The following is an 18,822-nucleotide window of genomic DNA, read 5'->3' on the forward strand; positions in this document are numbered from 1 at the left end:
GGGCTACACTAACAAAAATGCTCTATATAGGAAGCTGCTTGTCGGGAGGATAGACGAATGAAGCTGCTGCAATCTTTGAAGGACAGCCGCATTATATCGCCTTTTGTATTGAAATTATTGTTCATTATGCTTGTGGTCGAATTCGTCAAAGGCGCACTGCTGCTAACGATACTCCCAGTATATATGAAAACGGCGCTGAACGCGTCTGCCTTTGTGATCGGATGGACGCTTGCGGCACAATACATTGGCGATAACATCCTGCGCACACCAGTAGGCTGGATTATAGACAAGATCGGCTATCGAACAACGATGCTCAGCGGCGTGATTATAACCCTGCTTTCCGTTGTCATTATAGCTACGACATCCGAGTACATTTGGACCATAATCGCTTGCACCTTGCTGGGGCTTGGTACGGCGCCGTTATGGCCATGTGTGGTAACTGGGTCCACCGAGGTTGCAGGAGATGAAGCCAAGGGTACGATCATGAGTGTTGTTTATATGGCTTGGTTATCCGGCGTGGGTCTCGGACCCGTCGTGATTAATTTTTTCATACTTGACTCGGACTATCATTTGGCTTTTCGCCTCATCGTCGGCTGCACTCTTGCAGTTGTGCTAGTTGCTTTTTTGCTGCCGAGAAAAGCTCCTGGGCAGACCGAAAAAGCATCATCTGCAGGCCCGGGATTGCTGCCCAAACAGCCGCAAAAAAAAGTGCAGTCGTCAACTAAAAAAGCGGTGTCAAGCAGAAAGGAAAGAATAATCAATTACTATCGTGAAGTCAAACGATCCATGTCGGTTAGCCCGCTTTTATTTCCCGCCATGTTCGCCCAATCCTTTGCGCTCGGAATTTTAACTCCAATCCTGACATTATATGCCAAGGAAATTTTGAAGCTCAGCTCGAGTCAATACAGCCTGTTTCTCATTGTCGGCGGGATCGTCACTGTGATCTTTCTGATTCCTGTAGGTAAGCTTGTGGACCGCTTTGGGATTCGATGGTTTTTGACGGTTGGCCTTGCCATCAGTTCGGCAACTCTGCTGATTTTTACAAGTATTCATTCATTAACCTTATTATATGTGTTTGTTGCTCTGTTAGGGCTTGGATATGCTTTCATGATTCCTTCCTGGAACGCTTTGATTGCTTCTGCGATACCTCCGGATAAACGCGGGGCCGTATGGGGTTTTTTTCTGACCATTGAAGGAAGCGGCATGATTGTCGGACCGATTGTTTCCGGCAAGCTTTGGGATGTATATGGACCCCAGGCGCCTTTTTGGGTAAGCGGAATCGTCTTGATTGCATTACTTGTTCTTCAATTGTTCATTTCCACTCCCAAAAAAGTTGTGTTACGATAATAAGAAACAAGCGCATGGGGGACAAGCACAGTGAATAAACAGATCATGGTCATCATGCTGCTGCTAATGACTATATTTATTGGTTTTGGGATTATTATTCCTATATTGCCTGAAGTGGTTAAAAATGCCGGTGCTACATTTCATAATGCACTGCTGCTCTCCGTTTATTCGGCGGCCTCATTCTTGATGTCTCCCATTTGGGGATCCGTTTCGGACAGGATCGGGAGACGGCCGATCATTATGATTGGACTGCTTGGCTTTTGCGTAAGCTTCTTGATATTCGGCTTTGCTGACGGCCATTTGTGGATCATGTATGTTTCAAGAATTCTAGGCGGCTTATTCTCTGGAGCGGCTACGGCCTGTGCGGTTGCATATGTGGCAGATATCACCACCGAGGAAAACCGCACCAAAGGGATGGGACTCGTCGGTATGTCCATCGGACTTGGATTTATTTTTGGACCTGCGATTGGCGGCATATTAAGCAAATGGGGAACGGCGCTTCCCTTCTTCGCTGCAGCAGGCTTATCCTTCGCGACTTTTTTGTTTGCGCTGTCCGTCTTGAAGGAATCCCTTCCTCCAGAAAAGCGGACAACCAAACAAGCCGATAAACAAGCGAAAAAGCCTTCAAGGTGGACAGCATTTGCCGGTTCGCTGAAATATTTATACATGCTCTCATTTTTAGTTACCTTCACGCTTGCCGGATTGGAAGCGACTCTGCAGTATTTTGAAATGGCCAAAGTTGGGGCCACACCGTTTGATATCGGCATGATGTTTCTGGCGAGCGGAATCGTAGGGGCTTTAATTCAGGGCGGAGTGGTCAGAAGGCTTGTTAAAAAAGGAGCCGAACAACGTGTTATCGCGATTGGCTTAATCATTTCCGCGGCAGGCTTCTTCCTGCTGCTGCTATCCTCGAGCGTGCTGACCGCCGCCATCTATCTCTCGGTATTTGGCGCTGGCAACGCACTCATACGGCCCTGTGTGATCTCCTTGATCACACAAAGGACGAATGTAGGCCAAGGAGTAACGACGGGCTTGAACTCGTCCATGGACAGCCTGGGCCGTATTGCAGGACCGCTCTTGGGCGGCGCTGTCTTTACCTTGAATCAGTCGCTGCCGTTTCTTATCGGCGGGGTTCTGTGTATGGCGGCCACGCTTCTGCTGTTCCGTTTCCTTGCACTTGACCGCGGCCCTGCTGCACACGCGTCTTGACATTTTCCCAAAGAAAAAATGCATGTTTTCGCCAATTCATTCTTTCCCTAAAATTTAAGAATCCTTCAAGTCTGGTCGGGCACAATATGTTCTGGGACTGTGCTGGTGAATCAGCCGCGCTTCCCAATCATAAAACGAAGGAGTGAGAAGGATGGCTGAAAACAACAATCGCAATCGGAACGGTGCTGCTGGTCGAAATAAGAATAACACGAACGGTGTTGACACTGGTGAAGCTGTAGGAACAGTAGGCGGTGGTGTTGCGGGTGCTGCCGCGGGCTCCCTATTGGGGCCGGTGGGTACTATTGTAGGAGGCGTCGCTGGCGCAGTGATGGGCAACAAGATGGGTGAAGGAGCAGAAGGTACCGAAGGAGCCAACAAAGACGCGAAAAACGAGCGTAGTTAATGGTGGTAACGGCGGAGCTGAGAAACGAAATCAGGGCCAGCATCATTTAGTTATGAGGAAAAGCAGGGTGCCGGGGCAACTCTGCACCCTCGCTTACTTGCTGGGGGAGAAATTTTACCGGACCACGCCAAGTGGTCTATTTTTTTGTTGATGCTTCGCATCAACCTTGACAAACGCGCTCGTCAATTAGGATGGCTTATCTGTTTATCCTTGTGTCATCTTGGCGCCAATCCGTGCATGATGTAATCGATCGTATATTCGATTTCCCGGTCTTCATCCCAGTCTGCTTCAGGCAGAAAAAGAAATCGCGATAGGATGAGCCCAATGATGGTGGTGGCTATTAAACGAATGGCCGTTGATGAGGGAAGCTCAATCATCTTGCCCTGGGACTGGAAATGCTTTACCGCTTTTTCCGCTCTTTGCACCACCTGCTTGGCTGCCAATTCTTTAAATTGGGCCTGCAGCTCCGCATGAAACGGAATTTCATGTAAAAATATTTTTATAACAGGTGTGTTTTTGCGTGCAAACTCCATCCGATTGCGGATAACAGCTCTTAAGAAATCTTCGGCTTCCGGATAATCGGCTTCAAGAATCCTGGTGAAATCCTTAAGCGCAAACGGGGCGATCAATTTCGTCATAGTCGGCGCCACTATGGATAGCAGCAGGTCTTTTTTGGTTTTATAATGTCGGAATATCGTTCCTTCGGCAACTCCGGCCTTTTGCGCTATTTCACTGGTGGAGGAGCCGGAGTAGCCTTTTTCGGAAAATATCTCAACCGCGGCTTGCACGATTTTGATTTGCTTCTCGGTCATTTTGTCATCTTCATCGTTTAGCTTGATCAGCTCTGCGAGCCATTGCTCCATTTCGGACATTTTCTCACCTCATTCCATGTCCATTATATCCTGCGATGCTTTCTTAATGCCAGAATGTTGAGCAGCATGAACAGCAAGGAAAAGCCGGCCAGCACAAGAACGTCCAGGAAAATGCGATCCCAGCCGCCGCCGCGAATCATAATGCTCCTCAAGGCATCAGCTCCATACCTCAGCGGCATGACGACTCCAATCCAGCGCAGCCACACAGACATTGTGTCGAGACTGAACAAGCCGGAGAAAAACACCTGTGGAACAATGATCAGCGGAATGAATTGAATCATTTGAAATTCGTTATTGGCAAAAGCGGAAATCAGTGTTCCCAGCGTTAGTGCGGTGAGTGACAGCAGCACGGTTATCAGCAGAACATACCAGAAAGAGCCGACCATCATCAGGCCAAGAACGCTTGTCGCAAACCAGGCAATCAAAGCTGCCTGCAAGGTTGTAAAGATACCAAAGCCGAGAATGTAGCCGACGACGATCTCCCATCGCTTGAGAGGGGAAGCCAGCAATCGTTCCAGGGTTCCGCCTGTTCTTTCCCGCAGGAAGGATACACCGGAAAGCAGGAAGACAAAGAAGAAGACGAAGAATCCGATAAGTACGGGTCCGAAATTGTCAAAAGCCGCCATGCTTTCCGAGCCATGCAGATAGCTGATTGAGGGCTGCGGCAGCGAAGCTGGATTCGGTGCTGAGCTTTGCAGAGCCTTTTGCAGCAAGAAAAGCACGGCTTTGCTCTTCGCAGGGTCGCTGCCTTCCAGCTTGATTTGCGGTGCACCGGATTCTAACCGGATGACGGCATCCAGGTGAACGTCCGCAAGCTCCTTATCGGCTTGTTCAACATCATAGGCAGTCACTTCTGCTCCTTGCGCCTGCAGCTTCTGGATGATGGCATCCGACAGGTTGACGACTCCAAGCTTGGGATGATACGTTTCGCCATTAAACACAAGCGACATCATATATAAAATCAGCATCGGCGCGACAATCATCATGGCCAGTGTTCTTTTATCATGCAAAAATTGCTTCAGGATTCGAATAATAACGGCTCTGACTCTCATGAACGCACACCTCCATAATAAAGAAAGGCTTCTTCGATCGTTGGAGAAGAGGTGGCTAGCTTTAGCTCGTGCGGGGAGCCAACAGCAATTAAGGCTCCGTCCCGAATCATTCCCAGGCGATGGCATTTATCCGCTTCATCCATGACATGTGTCGTAAGGAGTATGGTGGTTCCCTGAGAGCTAAGCTTCTCCAGCTCCATCCAGATTGATTTGCGCAAAACAGGATCGATCCCGACGGTAGGTTCATCAAGAATCAGTATACCAGGCTCATGAATCAGCGAGATCGCCAGTGACAGTCTGCGTTTCATGCCCCCTGAATAGCTAGATACCTGCTTCTTCAAATGATCAGTCAGGCCAACGAGTTCCATCACTTCATGGATGCGTCTCTTTCTTTTGGCTCCGCTTAGTCCGTATAAGGAAGCGAAGAATTCCATGTTTTCTTGTGCAGTAAGCTCCGCATACAATGCATCGGATTGCGCCATATAGCCGATGCGCGACATCATCCCCAGCTGGGGCATGCGCTGGTCGAGGACATAAACCTCGCCAGATGTGGGATCATCAATGCCGGCGATCAAGCGGACAAGGGTCGTTTTACCGGAGCCGGAAGGACCAAGTAAACCGAAGATCTCCGCCTTTTGCACCTGTAAATTGATATCCTGCAGTACGGTTTTTTCGCCAAATTGTTTGTTGATCTGCAGGACGCGAATAGAGGTTTGTAAGGTCATGATTATGACTCCTCTCAGTGTTACTCCTCTATAAAGTGAGTAATCACTCATTAATAATTTAACTATACTATTGTCTGCTGAATTTGTAAAGTGAGTACTTGCTCATTTTTACAAAAAAAGAACTGTCCTCGAAAGGACAGCCCTTAAAACGAAAAAGTCTCAATCTCTTAATGCTTCAATGAGTATTTGCGATCCACCATTTGCTCAATGGAAGGAGTTAATTGTGCTTTGATCGTATCCACCAGCTTGACCTTGGACATGCCTTTTGCGGCAGCAATTTCAACCAGTGATTTGCCGCTTTTCAGCTCCATGGATAAATTATCCTTGGTCATGCCGAGTGCTTCGGCAATTTTTTCGAAATCCGGATGCAGGCGGGAGGAAGAGTCCTTGAAATGATGGTCTTTCCTCATATGCAGGCCTTTCTCATTAATCATGAATTTCAGATGTTCATCCAATCGCTGTTTCATCATATCGGCTCTGGCGGCATCCAGCTTGCCGTTTTTCACGGCTTCCTGGATCTTGGCTTCACGCAGTACCCGCAGCTTCGAGGTCAGATCAGCTTCGCTGATACCTTTTTCCTTGGCCACATCCACGATACTTTTACCGCTCTGAAGTGACTTCTCAAGTGACTGTTGATCGGTCCCCAGAATGGATGCAGCTTCCTCTAACAACGGAAACTCCTTGCCTTCATGTTTAGCCTGCTTGTTTGCTTGATGATCCTTGTGCTGAACTTTACTTGCATCACTGCTCTGGTTGCTCTTGCTCGTTTGGGCCTCTGTACCTGACTCAGCCAGATTAACACGTTTGGCCGCATAGATAGTGCCTCCGCTTAAGGTTAATGAGAGAACGATCGTGCTAATTACTAACTTCCTGGTGTATGCAGCTTTCATGATTTTGCTCCTTTACTGTAAGGGTCTGGAAATACAAGCATAGTGTATACAGTAATGAAGCTTTTAACCCGCAAATTTTTGTGCAAGCTTGTACAGAGGGAGCAATTTTTCAAACGTTTCCTTGATTAATTGCTCGAGTTTATCGCCATCGCTTACAATGGCATCATTTGCGCTTAGATTTAAGCCTATGAGCAGCTCCGCTTTTTTAACATCCCTGAAACGCTGGAGCGAAGCGATCCAAGCCTTTTTGTCCATATCTTTTACAGCGACCGTGTCTTTTTTCATATGATCAAAGGATAGAAGAAAGGACTCCGGCAGCTCTTTGCGGATCGTCTTCAGGTTTTTGGCATATGCATCGGCGATAGCCTGCTTGCTCGGAAGCTCATAAATCAGTGCAAGCCAGATGAACAGGCGATCATCAAAAAGCCCGACTTGAAAATGAGGAACCTGCTTGTAGCCGCGTTTCGTATGGCAAATCGCCAGCCAGGTATCTACCGGGGGATGAATCTTTCTTCTCAAATGCTTGGCGATATGAAGATGCATATCATGGCCGGAGAGCACGGACAGATCAGCGGCAAGGGAATCCCCCAGCTCTTTAAACTTGGGCTGAATCCGTTCGCGAATCGCCTCCATTCGCGAATCCAGACCTTCAATATGGAAAGTGTCGAAATCCTTTTGTGCAAATCCTGTAAAGCTCATAGATTCTTATCTCCTCTATCTCGATATGGGTGTACTCACATTCTAGAACAAATCAGCAGCTCCTGCAATTTAGGCTTTGGCTAACTAAATCGTTACATGCTCTGATTCTTCAAGAAAAAGATGGCGATTTGAGTCCGGTCCCGCAGGTTCAATTTGCTGAGGATTTCTGTTATATAATTTTTGACCGTGCCTTCGCTCAGGAACAATTCCTGGGCGATTTCCTTGTTTGAGAGCCCGTCTGCGATCTTTTGAATAACCGTTTGTTCGGTAGACGTTAATTTGAAGTTTGCAAGCGATTGGGCAGCAGTCTTCGGTGCGCGAGAAGGAGCTCCTATAAAGCCGGGGAGCTTCTTGGCGATATCGGGATGGATCAGCAAGCTGCCTTGGTGAACAGTCTTGATACCATGAATAATCTGCTCAGGCGGAATGTTTTTCAGCAAGTAACCGCTGGCTCCATAGCGAAGGGCTTCAATAATAAACTCGTCGTCATCAAAGGTGGTGAGGATAAGCACCTGAATTTCCGGATGCGCCTGCTTGATTTTCATCGTTCCCTGCACCCCGTCGCAAACAGGCATGCGAATATCCATCACCACGATATCCACCTGATTTCCCCGGTTTATCGCTTGCAGGGCTTCTTCACCATTCACGCATGTACCTGTAACGCTGATCTCAGGATCGAGGTCAAGAATAAGCTTTAAGCTCTCTCTGATAAAAGGATCATCATCTGTGATGAGAACATGAATCATGAAAAGCGCTCCTTCCAAAACGTTTTAGACGTTTCTATATGTAGTTGGCAGCCTGGTGGTTACCGTAAATGGCGATTCATAGGAAACAAGAAGCTGCCCCCCCACCAATTGGGTACGTTCCTCCATCCCGCTGATCCCAAGGCCCTTGTCGGAATCAGCGCTCAAAACGGCTCCATTATTGATTACATGCATAGTTATGAGTTTAGGTTCAAAGTGCAAGTCAATTTGAACCTCGGTAGCCGCGCCATGTCGAATCGCATTCGTAATTGCCTCCTGCGCGTTGCGGTACAAAATAAACTCAAGGCTGGGGTATAGCGCATAAGGCAAACCACTGGATTCATACTGTACCCGGACACCTTTATCTTTTGCCCAATCTTTAATTAATTTGTCCAGTGTGTAGGTTTGGATCGTTTCTTCATTGGGCTTTAATTGGCGTACGGTAGCTCTCAGCAGATCCATGCTTTCCGTAAGCTGATCGCGGACGGTATGAATCATTTCCATTCCTTTATCCGGTTGGTGCGGCAGGATCTGGATGGAAGCTTCCATCATCATCTTCAGACGGATGAGCAAATGGCCCAGGTCATCATGAAGATCGCGGGAAATACGGTTTCTTACCTCGACTTGTGCAATGTCTTCAACCTTCTTGGCGTAATCCATCAATCGATCCTTTGCCGCATCCAGCTCATAATGCTTGCGCCTGAGCACATCATACAGCTGTTCTGTTTCCACCTTATTTTTCGCGGTAATCCTGATCTGAAGGAGCAAGAGGGCAAAACCGATAAACAACAAGTCAGCCGTCACATAGATAAGTGGTGCTCTGCCAGTCAGAGAAAGTTGAAGCAGCACAAGCTGCAGGAGTGCGAACAAATTTAATAAACGTTTGCTTTCAATTTGCCAATAAGTCAGCATTGTAGAATAGAACAAAATGAATAAAACTCCCTGATACGCACTGCTCAGCCATGCTCCAAAGCCAATCTCCAGAACAATTAGAATTGAATGAAAGCGTTCTGGAAGCACAATGCGGCGAAGCTCAGCCAACCATAGAAACAGTAAGATGTAAAATGTAAATAATTCATAAGAATCATAGCTTTCAAGATACATCGAGCTCATTGCTGGGAGAAGCACAAGCAAAAAGCGGACCGTATGTAACAATTTGGTCAAGAAGTTCTCCGTCCTTTAGTAAAGTTATCCATTTACTCCAGCATTTCAGACAAATTATAGCACAAAAAGTTCGTACTGATGTTGATAAATCCCTACTGGTGACTTTGGTCACCTCATTCTCATGACTATATCTACCTGTGGGAAAAGGCAATTGGATTTAAGATACAAGTATAATCATTGACAATTGAAAAAAGGAGTGAACGAAAATGAGTTTTATTCAAATTAAAGATGCGGTTAAAAAATATGATTCCAAAGTGTCAGTTGATCATTTGAATCTCACGATTGAGCAGGGAGAAGTATTTGGTTTGCTGGGTCCAAATGGAGCTGGCAAAAGCACGACGATTAAAATGCTGAGCGGCTTGCTGAAAATCGATCAAGGGGAGATGACGCTGGACGGGATATCGGTAAAAACCGATCCTTTGGAGATTAAACGAAGAATTGGTCTTGTTCCGCAAGATTTGGCGATCTATGAAAACTTGAGCGCCAGAGAGAATGTGACCTTCTTTGCCAAGCTATATGGACTTCGCGGAAGCTTACTGAAGGAGCGAGTGGATGAAGCGCTCGAATTCGTGGCTTTGGCTGACCGCCAAAGGGAAAAGCCGAGCTCCTTCTCTGGCGGAATGAAACGAAGGCTGAATATTGCCTGCGCCATCATGCATCATCCGAAGCTGATCATCATGGATGAGCCTACAGTAGGTATCGATCCGCAGTCGCGCAATCACATTCTGGAGTCGGTGAGAAAGTTGAATCAAATGGGCTCGACGATCATTTATACGAGCCATTACATGGAAGAGGTAGCCGCGATTTCCACCCGAGTCGGAATCATTGACCATGGACATTTGATTGCCTGCGGAACAGAGAAAGAACTGAGGAGCAAAGCGGCTCAAGAGGAGAAAATTATGATCCAAGTAGATAAGCTGAACCAAGCAGCGATTCAAGAATTGAATGATCATCCAAGGATCAACCAAGTGACAGCCCAGAATCAAACAATCGAGATTACCTTGTCATCCTCGCAGGCTTACTTGCAGGATATTCTGTTTATTTTATCCAAGCATCTTGTCAGAATTCAAACACTATCCCAGATTGAGCCCGATCTGGAAGTATTGTTCCTGTCCTTGACAGGTAGAAAACTGCGGGATTAGGAGGCGGAGCAAATGAATATTTGGACCATTGCAAAATATGAAGTTCAGCGCATGATGACGTCCCGCACGGTTTTGCTCATCCAGTTTGCTCTGCCTTTAATATTGATCTTTATTCTGGGTTCAGCATTATCGAACCAATTTCAAATCAAGGATAAAGCTATTCCCTCGGTGAGTGTGGCGCTTGTTCAACAGGATTCGGGTTCCATGAACGAAGAGCTTGCCGCATTTCTTAAAAGCGGAAGAATCACGGACTTAATTCACATTACAACTTATACGACCTCTGATGAGGCTAAGAATCAGATAAAGCTTGGCAAAGAACAGTTCGGTCTCGTTGTTCCCGCAGATTTCAGCGATAAAGTCATGCGAGGTGGATCGGCAGAATGGGAAATGATATTGGGGAATGATTACGACCAAAATTTAACGGCACAGATGGTGTTCGGTTCGTTTTTGGATCAAATTAATTTTTATCAGTCTTTGAGTATAGCTGCAGGTCCTAATGTTCAAAAAGCAGCCCAGCCAAGCGGAGAAGCAGCAAAGTATGGAGCTGCTGACAATTCTTTTGTGCAAATGGGAAAGCTGTCCGCTTCGGATGCCAATTATTCAGCGAGCCAATATTATGCGGCGGCCATGCTGGTGATGTTCTTGCTTTACTCCGGTATGAGCGCTGCCATAAGCATGATGAATGAAAAGGAAAAGCATACCTTGATGCGGCTGAATTCCATGCCAATTCCGGAAGTCCATTTAATGTTCGGTAAAATTACGGGGAATGCCTTCATTACAATGCTTCAATCCTTTGTTATCATTGCGGCAACAACCCTCTTTTATGGCGTAAACTGGGGTCATTCCTATGGGATGCTGGCTGTCGTATGTCTATGTTTAACAGCCGTGTCGATGAGTCTTGCCGTCATGATCTCGATGCTGGCTGGATCCATCAAAGCGGTTATAACAATCTTTCAATTCCTGATTATGGCTATGACATTTTTAAGCGGAGGCTTCTCGCCGCTTCCGGATGGATTCCTCCATACGATTGGAGAGTTCACAGTGAATCATTGGGCGCTGCAAAGCATGCTGCGCATGATGTTGGAGAGCGATGTTACTGTCATTTTGCAGTATGTTACCATCCTTGGAATGATTGCTGTCGGACTTTTGATAATCTCTCTAGGCGCATATCGAATGGTGGGTTACCATGAATAGCTTATATATTGCTCTTAATATGTTAAAGCGGACACTGGGACAGAGAAAGGGATTGTTCATTTATATAGTCATTCCTACATTCGTAATCTCTCTGATTATTGCCTTAGCCGGTCAAGCGCCCACGAGAGTAGTCACTATCGCCTATATGAATCAAGACCAGGGAAACCTGGGCAAGCACTTGGTGCAAGAGCTGTCATTAAGAAAAGATTATATCCTTAAAGAAATGTCCCATGCTGATATGCTCAAGGAACATGTAATCAAACAGCAGGCAGACGCTGCATTTATCATACCTGCTAATTTCAGCGACTCCTTGTATAAAGGCAATGTACCGCAAGTTCAGATGTATCAGCTAAGCGTCAGTGAAGCCTCATTCACCTTGAAGCTCCACGTGGATTCCATAGTCGGTGAGTTGAATCAAACTGTATCTTCACTGCAAGCAGCCTCGCTGCAAGGAGCAGTTCTGCAATCAGCCGTAGAAAAAACATTGGCTCAAATGGAAAAGCATCAGGTGAAAGCAGCCGTGACCGACTTGAATCTATATGTAAACCCCGGTCTTTCCACCATCATTGGATTCATGCTCATGTTTATGATGAGCCTCATCAATAGCACCGTTTCCATTATTATGGAAGATCGCAAGCAAATGACGATGGCTCGAATATATACGGCTCCGGTTCGATCGTTTGAAATCGTGATGGGTAATTTCATGGGCAGCTTCTTGGTCGGCAACTTACAAATCCTGTTGATCCTTTCCATAACACGGTATATCCTGCAATTTGATTACCATTTGCCCTTTGTCTCGCAGCTAGTTATTATGGAATTCTTTTTACTCGCAAGTATGGGAATTGCAAGTGCAGTAGCGGGCATGGTCAAGAATTCATCGAACATAACCTCGCTCAACACCCTCATCATTACACCGACATGCATGCTCGGCGGGTGCTTCTGGCCTGTTTCGATCATGCCGGATTGGATGCAAAAGCTCTCCAATTTCGTACCGCAAAAATGGGCGATCGACGCGATACAACGCATGTCTATGGGACAGGGATTGATGAACGTGCTGCTAAACTTAGGCGTGCTTGCTTTGTTTGCCATCATCCTGCTCGGCATCGGCTCCGTGATTCTTCGTCCTGAAAAAGCGGAGGCTAGTTGATTGAGTGCTGACAAGTGGATTGGCACAATAAACATGCCGAGGATTTTTTCCTCGGCATGTTTTTAATTAATAGGGCATCCGATCATTATGGCTTGTCATTAATGAACCAGAGCTTCAACTGGCAGCATGTTCTTATATGACAATAGCTGAATGGCGACTCCAACCTGAAAGTCACTTAGATTGCATATCTTGGCGATTTTGTCTGTATCATCCGGTTTGACTGAACCACAGGGCAAAACATCGTAAACCAGCTTCTCGGCTTCCCAGTAAAATTGGGCTCTTTTTTCCGTTATAGTCTCCATGATTTCAGCTCCTGTTAGTTCATAAATTATGGATAATTACCACATTGGAAATATATTGAAACAACTCTGATTCTGTCTTGCCAGAAAAGGGTAATAAGATGTGGGAAGTGGTAATTATTAAATCATAAACGGAGCAAACGTAATCCTTATAAGCAATGGGGGATTAAGTAAATCCGAAAGGTTGGTTTAAGCCATGTTCTCTCGATTGAGAAGAAGACGATTGAAATTTCTTCGCCGAGTTTTACGCGGCTACAAGATGACCAAGCAAATTTCTTAAAAAATCATTTTTGCAGCTTAACTAATTGCTGCTTCCCGTAAGAAGACCCTCCGCTTAATGTGCAGGGTCTTTGTTTTTGGTGAAAAATAACAGCGATTCAAGCGTTGGAATCCACGAATAGAAATTTTCTCGCATCATCCATAAAAAATGTCAATAAACCAAGTTGCTAAAACATACAATTCATAATAAGATAAAAGTAAGCAAACAAGTTGTCTGAATATTTAAACTAAACATAACTTGTAAGCAAAAGGAGGGGATTGCCGTGAGTAAAAGTCATGAAGTGGAGTACTGCAACCTAGAGCTGCGATTTGACCGTCGGCAAATCCGTAATTTTATCAAATCATTGATTCAGGAAGGTTATTCCCTCTATTGGAGCGAAAGCGAACAACAGTTTATCATTTCGATTCGGACGGGGCGCAAACTGATTAAACTAAAATTTGAGCGCATCGGCGAAAAATATAAGATTGTCGGGAATTACTCATTTAAGGATGAGAAGCTGGCCGAAATGATGGAGAAGCTGATTGGCGACACACGCGGCCATGCTATTGTGAAAAGGTTTAAAGACCGGCAAATTCTCATCGAAAATATTATGTTTGGGGAAATTATACGCATGGTAGAGATATCCGGAATCGAGCATAAAGTGCTTTTTCAAAAGGAACCGGTGATTACGGTCGAAGAGGTTATGCAGGCGCTGCGCTCCCAGCGTTCGAATGAACGAATCCAGGTCCTGAGAATGGAGCTTGACTATGAGCTGGCTGTTCTGTCTGATGCATTGAATGCTTCCGACGAAGCAGCGATCCGCAGCAGTAAAGAAAAACTGGAGACGTATCGTCATGAAATGCTGTTACTGGAAATGTGAGATCAGCCTAATAAAGATTCCTAATAAGAGCCGAGTATGCTATTCGATACCGGTTCTTTTTTTGATTAAAATAGTGTGGCCGCACTGATTGTTAACGTGTGCATTGATATGGTATGATGACGTTAGAGGTGAGTGCATGAGCCTTACAATTAAGGATTTAGCTCGACTTGCCGGCGTTTCGCATACGACGGTTTCAAGAGCGCTCAATGACAGCCCCTACATCAAAGAAGAGACCAAGAACCGAATCCGCGCATTGGCTGATCAAATGAAGTATTCGCCTAATTTTAACGCTAAAAGTCTGGTTATGGATCGTTCGTACCATCTGGGGTTATTCTTTACAACCCTCAATCAAGGTACCTCGGCCGGTTTTTTCTATGAAGCCATTCGCGGGGTCAACATTGTCATTAAAGACCGCTATCAGCTTATTGTCAAAGGGATCGATGATTATTCGAGCTATCACTCCATCAACCGAAAGAATTTTGACGGCATCATTGCTGTGAGCCAAAGCAGCGGAGATGGACCCTTCATCGAGCATGTCGTATCCGTCGGCATTCCTGTAGTGGTGCTGAATCGTGAAGTCGACAGTCAAGGTGTGCTTAATATCATCGCTGAAGAAGAGCAGGGTGCCTTTCAAGCGGTTTCCTATTTGATCGATCAGGGTCATGAACGAATTGCCATGATTGAAGGAAGAGCGGGATTTAAATCTGCGCAAAATAGAAAAGAAGGCTTTATACGCGCAATGAACGAACATGGGATCCCCGTCAATAAGGCATATTTACAGCCGGGGATGTACGACTTGGAAAGCGGATTCAGAGGCATGCAGCAGCTTTTGGAGCTTGGCGAGCCTCCGACTGCTGTCTTTTGCAGTAATGACGAGATGGCGCTGGGTGCAATGAAGGCAGTTACGGAGAAGGGCTTGCAGGTGCCTGCGGATTTTTCCATTATCGGGTTCGATGATACGGTTTTTTCCGCGTTCATCACTCCGGCATTAACAACGGTCAGACGCCCTATTGAGCTGATTGCCAGTGAAGGCGCGAAGCGTTTGATCCAGGGTATCGAGCAGAAGCAGCTCGAAACGCAATCCGTCTACTTAAAGACCGAATTAATGGTTCGGCAATCGGTCCGCAAATTAAATTAGGAGGCTGGTTCCATGAGTATTCTGCAGCAGCTTTTACAAGACGTTCCCATTCCCCAGATGGTGCGAATTCGCCAGAAATTTGATGCTTCCATGCTGGAGCATCCGGAGAAAGCTTTACGGCTCGAGCTTGAAAAGCCCGGAGCCGTGGATCAGCTGCGCCTAGGCCAGAAGGTTGCTGTTGCGGTTGGCAGCAGAGGCATCGCCAATATTGCGATGGTTACCAAGACAACGATTGACGCCATTAAAGCTGCAGGGGCACATCCGTTCATAGTTCCCTGTATGGGCAGTCATGGCGGGGCAACGGCAGAAGGACAGATCGGTGTATTGCACCATCTGGGCATCTCGGAAGCTTTGATGGGGGCGCCGATTCATTCTTCCATGGAAGTCATTGAAATCGGCCAATTGGCCAATGGACTTCCTGTCTATGTTGACCGGCTCGCAGCCGAAGCGGATGCCATTGTTGTGATTAACCGTGTGAAACCGCACACGGCTTTTCGCGGAAAGATCGAGAGCGGCATCATGAAGATGATCGCGATCGGGCTGGGCAAACAGAAGGGCGCTGAAGCCTGCCATCAGCTTGGCTTCAAGTACATGGCCGAGCATGTGGTGCTGATGGCCAACATGATGCTGGAGAAGTTGCCCATTGTATTTGGCGTAGCGCTCGTGGAAAATGCCTACGATCAGACCTGCAGGATCGAGGTGCTGCCTGCCGCGCAGATCGAGGAGCGGGAAGAGCTGCTGCTGATCCAGGCAAAGGCGCGGCTGCCGCGCATATTGTTCGACCAGATCGATGTGCTGGTGATCGATTATATCGGCAAAAACATCAGCGGCGACGGCATGGACCCGAATGTGACCGGCCGCTATCCAACTCCATATGCCCATGGCGGACCGGATGTGAGTAAAATGGTCGTGCTGGATTTGACCAAGGAAACGAACGGGAATGCCAACGGAGTGGGCACAGCTGATTTTACTACCAAGCGGCTTGTGGCCCAAATGGATTTCGAAGCTACCTATGCAAACGGGTTGACTTCTACCGTCTGCGCGCCGACAAAGACTGCTACTACATTGGACAATGACTTGCTGGCGTTTAAGGCAGCGGTAAAGACTTGCAATATTTTGGATTATACGCAATGCAAGCTAGTGAGAATTCGCGATACTCTGCATGTAGGAGAGATTGAAATCTCTGTAAATTTATTGAATGAAGCCATAGCGCATCCAGATATAGAAGTCCTGACGGCGCCGTACGAGCTTGCATTCGATGAAGAAGGGAATATCAGCATATGACCGCAGATGCGTCAGCTGCTCCCTATATGGTTGCAGTAGATATTGGAACAACAAGCACCAAAACATTAATTGTCGACCGTGCTGGCCGCGTATTGGCTTCTCATTCCATCGAATATCCGCTCCATACTCCAACTGCAGACCGGGCGGAACAAGACCCCTTGGAAATATTCCAAGCTGTCCTGATTGGGATTGAAGCTGTTGTGAAGCAGTTAAGATTACGCGCCGAGGAAGTATTATGTGTGTCCTTTAGCTCTGCGATGCACAGTATTATTGCTGTGGATCAAGAGCTGCGTCCACTTTCCAACTGTATCACCTGGGCGGATAACCGCAGCGCAAGCTACGTGGACGTGCTGAGGAGCAGCGGATTAGGCCAATCCATTTACTCCCGCACGGGCACTCCTATTCATCCGATGTCGCCGCTGCTCAAGCTTATGTGGTTTCGCGATAATGAGCCTGATTTGATAAAGGCCGCCTACAAATTTATCGGCATCAAAGAATTTGTGTTTGCTAAGCTTTTTCAGCGGTTTGTGATTGATCACTCTCTGGCCAGTGCGACAGGATTGTTCAATTTGCAGAATCTTGATTGGGATCACGAAGCTCTGCATACGGCGGGAATAAGCCGGGATCAGCTGTCCGATCCGGTGCCGACCACCTTCCAAATCAGCGGCTTGCCAACTGAATATGCAGAGCAAATGGGCCTCAGCCCGAATACTCCGTTCATAGCTGGAGCCTCCGACGGAGTTCTTGCCAATCTCGCGGTTGGCGCCACCGAGCCTGGCATATGGGCTGTATCCATTGGCACCAGCGGGGCGGTTAGGGGAGTTGTTCGAGAGCCGATCACTGATCCCCACGGCAGACTGTTTTGCTATGCGCTGGTCGAAAACTTCTGGGTAGTCGGGGGTCCGATCAACAATGGCGGCATCATGTTTCGCTGGGTACGCGACCAGCTTGCTACTTTGGAAGCCGAAGAAGCCCGTCGCAGAGGGCAGGACCCTTATGATTACTTGACGCAGCTGGCATCGGAAGTGCCTCCGGGTTCGGAAGGCTTGATCTTCCTGTCGCTGCTGGCCGGAGAACGCGCACCTTATTGGAATGCCAATGCCCGTGGCGTGTTTTTTGGATTTTCCTTGGTGCACAGCAAGAAGCACATGATCCGTTCGGTTCTGGAAGGAGTCATGTACCGGATACAATCGGTGGCTTCCGCGCTGCAGGAAATGACGGGGCAGCCGAATGAAATCCGCGCCTCCGGGGGCTTTGCTCGGTCGGTGTTCTGGCGGCAAATGATGGCGGACGTAACGGGAACACCGGTGCATGTACCGGATTCCGTGGAAAGCTCGGGGATTGGGGCTGCTTTACTAGGGCTTTTTGCAATGGGAGTGATCAAGGATTTCAACGAAGCGCATAACTGGATCCGAATTCAGGCCACGCATCAACCGGATCCGGCCATAACCAAGGTTTATGCGCAATTGACATCCATTTACAGGAACGTATATGATCATTTAAAAGATGATTTTGATGCGATTTCTGCCTTCCAGCAAGAACATTCCCCCATAACCCAAACGAAGAAAGAGGGGAAAGCATGATGAATTTATTCGATTTAACCGGGAAAACAGCCGTTGTTATTGGAGGAAACAGTACCCTTGGTGCAGAGATGGGGCTGGCACTTGCAGGTCATGGAGCCCAAGTGGCGATTGTAGGCCGCAATCAGGAGAAAAGCGATTCGGTCAGAGCACGAATTGAAGAAGCAGGCGGTCATGCCCATTGTTTTACGGCTGATGCGACGAATCAGGAGGATCTGAAGGTTGTCCTCAAACAGATTTTGGCTTGGTCCGGAAATGTCGATATCCTGATGAATTGCCCGGGCAAAAACAGCGCAACACCGTTCTTTGACATTTCCATGGAAGAATGGGATTCTATTATGGAGGTTAATCTCAAAAGCGTTGTGTTAACCTGTCAAATATTTGGGAAATATATGGTAGAGCAAGGCAAGGGAGGCAGCATTATCAACATTTCCTCCGTTTCCTCCGATCCGCCGCTTTCCCGAGTGTTTACGTATTCGGCCTCCAAGGCGGCTGTGAATAACGTAACGAAGTTTTTAGCCCGTGAATTCGCCCCCAGTGGAGTCCGGGTCAATGCCATTATTCCCGGGTTTTTCCCGGCCGAGCAAAACCGCAAGATTCTTCAGCCGGAACGTATAGAATCGATCATGAAGCATACTCCCATGAATCGTTTCGGCGCAGCGCAAGAGCTTCAAGGAGCCGCTGTATTTCTGGCATCCGAACAGGCCTCCAGTTTTGTTACGGGAGCATTGATCCGCGTGGATGGCGGTTTTGGTGCTATGACCATATAAATATAAATCATCGCAACTCGGAAAG

The 18,822-nt window shown here is 47.1% G+C and carries 19 protein-coding genes; 11 read left to right on the forward strand and 8 right to left on the reverse strand.

Translation table 11 applies throughout. The features are described from left to right. Positions 1-57: 57 nt before the first annotated feature. From BLV33_RS01410 to BLV33_RS01420, 3 genes are all read left to right on the forward strand, one after another. Positions 58-1,347 (forward strand): MFS transporter, encoded by a 1,290-nt coding sequence (locus tag BLV33_RS01410; protein WP_090787376.1) that lies wholly within the window; start codon positions 58-60, stop codon positions 1,345-1,347. 30 nt (positions 1,348-1,377) lie between these two features. Further along, positions 1,378-2,556 (forward strand): MFS transporter, encoded by a 1,179-nt coding sequence (locus tag BLV33_RS01415; RefSeq protein WP_090787379.1) that lies wholly within the window; start codon positions 1,378-1,380, stop codon positions 2,554-2,556. A 151-nt stretch (positions 2,557-2,707) separates the two neighbouring features. Continuing rightward, entirely contained in the window at positions 2,708-2,959 is a 252-nt protein-coding gene (locus BLV33_RS01420) for a glycine zipper 2TM domain-containing protein (RefSeq protein WP_090787382.1), read from the forward strand. A gap of 215 nt (positions 2,960-3,174) precedes the next feature. Here the strand turns inward: BLV33_RS01420 and BLV33_RS01425 are convergent, their stop codons facing one another. The 7 genes from BLV33_RS01425 to BLV33_RS01455 all read right to left on the reverse strand — a co-directional run bounded on the left by BLV33_RS01425 (position 3,175) and on the right by BLV33_RS01455 (position 9,104). Then, the gene (locus tag BLV33_RS01425) at positions 3,175-3,831 is read right to left on the reverse strand and encodes a TetR/AcrR family transcriptional regulator (RefSeq protein ID WP_090787385.1); all 657 of its coding nucleotides are present in this window, start codon (positions 3,829-3,831) and stop codon (positions 3,175-3,177) included. A 23-nt stretch (positions 3,832-3,854) separates the two neighbouring features. Further along, the gene (locus tag BLV33_RS01430; RefSeq protein ID WP_090787388.1) at positions 3,855-4,883 is read right to left on the reverse strand and encodes an ABC transporter permease; all 1,029 of its coding nucleotides are present in this window, start codon (positions 4,881-4,883) and stop codon (positions 3,855-3,857) included. Next, positions 4,880-5,608 carry an ABC transporter ATP-binding protein gene (locus BLV33_RS01435; RefSeq protein ID WP_090787390.1) on the reverse strand — a complete coding sequence of 243 codons (729 nt, stop codon included), beginning with the start codon at positions 5,606-5,608 and terminating at the stop codon, positions 4,880-4,882. Before BLV33_RS01435 ends, BLV33_RS01430 begins: the two co-directional genes overlap by 4 nt. A gap of 167 nt (positions 5,609-5,775) precedes the next feature. Next, complete coding sequence (locus tag BLV33_RS01440) at positions 5,776-6,498, reverse strand: hypothetical protein (protein ID WP_090787393.1); 723 nt, start codon at positions 6,496-6,498, stop codon at positions 5,776-5,778. 63 nt (positions 6,499-6,561) lie between these two features. Beyond that, the gene (locus BLV33_RS01445; RefSeq protein WP_090787396.1) at positions 6,562-7,197 is read right to left on the reverse strand and encodes a YktB family protein; all 636 of its coding nucleotides are present in this window, start codon (positions 7,195-7,197) and stop codon (positions 6,562-6,564) included. 92 nt (positions 7,198-7,289) lie between these two features. After that, entirely contained in the window at positions 7,290-7,943 is a 654-nt protein-coding gene (locus BLV33_RS01450; RefSeq protein WP_090787399.1) for a response regulator transcription factor, read from the reverse strand. Between the two features lie 24 nt (positions 7,944-7,967). Continuing rightward, positions 7,968-9,104: a sensor histidine kinase gene (locus tag BLV33_RS01455; RefSeq protein ID WP_090787402.1), complete on the reverse strand. Its 1,137-nt coding sequence runs from the start codon at positions 9,102-9,104 to the stop codon at positions 7,968-7,970. A 206-nt stretch (positions 9,105-9,310) separates the two neighbouring features. Here BLV33_RS01455 and BLV33_RS01460 point away from each other — a divergent pair, with 206 nt between their 5' ends. The 3 genes from BLV33_RS01460 to BLV33_RS01470 are packed head-to-tail and all read left to right on the forward strand — an operon-like array spanning position 9,311 to position 12,587. Further along, positions 9,311-10,246, forward strand: a complete 936-nt coding sequence (locus tag BLV33_RS01460) for an ABC transporter ATP-binding protein (RefSeq protein ID WP_090787405.1) — start codon at positions 9,311-9,313, stop codon at positions 10,244-10,246. 12 nt (positions 10,247-10,258) lie between these two features. Continuing rightward, positions 10,259-11,440, forward strand: a complete 1,182-nt coding sequence (locus BLV33_RS01465; RefSeq protein ID WP_090787408.1) for an ABC transporter permease — start codon at positions 10,259-10,261, stop codon at positions 11,438-11,440. Beyond that, on the forward strand, positions 11,433-12,587 hold the full coding sequence (locus BLV33_RS01470) for an ABC transporter permease (RefSeq protein ID WP_090787410.1): 1,155 nt from the start codon (positions 11,433-11,435) through the stop codon (positions 12,585-12,587). The genes BLV33_RS01465 and BLV33_RS01470 overlap by 8 nt, the downstream gene beginning before the upstream one ends. 98 nt (positions 12,588-12,685) lie before the next feature. On the opposite strand, the gene BLV33_RS01475 is transcribed toward BLV33_RS01470, so the two are convergent. Further along, the gene (locus BLV33_RS01475; protein ID WP_090787413.1) at positions 12,686-12,889 is read right to left on the reverse strand and encodes a hypothetical protein; all 204 of its coding nucleotides are present in this window, start codon (positions 12,887-12,889) and stop codon (positions 12,686-12,688) included. Between the two features lie 539 nt (positions 12,890-13,428). Here BLV33_RS01475 and BLV33_RS01480 point away from each other — a divergent pair. The 5 genes from BLV33_RS01480 (at position 13,429) to BLV33_RS01500 (ending at position 18,797) form a co-directional block, all read left to right on the forward strand. Beyond that, a complete protein-coding gene (locus BLV33_RS01480) occupies positions 13,429-14,025 on the forward strand; it encodes a hypothetical protein (protein WP_090787416.1) in 597 nt (198 codons plus the stop codon). Positions 14,026-14,161: 136 nt separating this feature from the next. Continuing rightward, positions 14,162-15,163 (forward strand): LacI family DNA-binding transcriptional regulator, encoded by a 1,002-nt coding sequence (locus BLV33_RS01485; protein WP_090787419.1) that lies wholly within the window; start codon positions 14,162-14,164, stop codon positions 15,161-15,163. 12 nt (positions 15,164-15,175) lie between these two features. After that, positions 15,176-16,447: a nickel pincer cofactor-dependent isomerase, group 22 gene (locus tag BLV33_RS01490; RefSeq protein ID WP_090787422.1), complete on the forward strand. Its 1,272-nt coding sequence runs from the start codon at positions 15,176-15,178 to the stop codon at positions 16,445-16,447. Next, positions 16,444-18,030, forward strand: a complete 1,587-nt coding sequence (locus BLV33_RS01495) for a gluconokinase (RefSeq protein WP_090787425.1) — start codon at positions 16,444-16,446, stop codon at positions 18,028-18,030. Before BLV33_RS01490 ends, BLV33_RS01495 begins: the two co-directional genes overlap by 4 nt. Next, on the forward strand, positions 18,030-18,797 hold the full coding sequence (locus BLV33_RS01500) for an SDR family oxidoreductase (RefSeq protein ID WP_090798587.1): 768 nt from the start codon (positions 18,030-18,032) through the stop codon (positions 18,795-18,797). The genes BLV33_RS01495 and BLV33_RS01500 overlap by 1 nt, the downstream gene beginning before the upstream one ends. Positions 18,798-18,822: the final 25 nt, after the last annotated feature.

It is taken from the genome of Paenibacillus sp. GP183 (assembly GCF_900104695.1).
Taxonomy (GTDB): Bacteria; Bacillota; Bacilli; order Paenibacillales; family NBRC-103111; genus Paenibacillus_AI.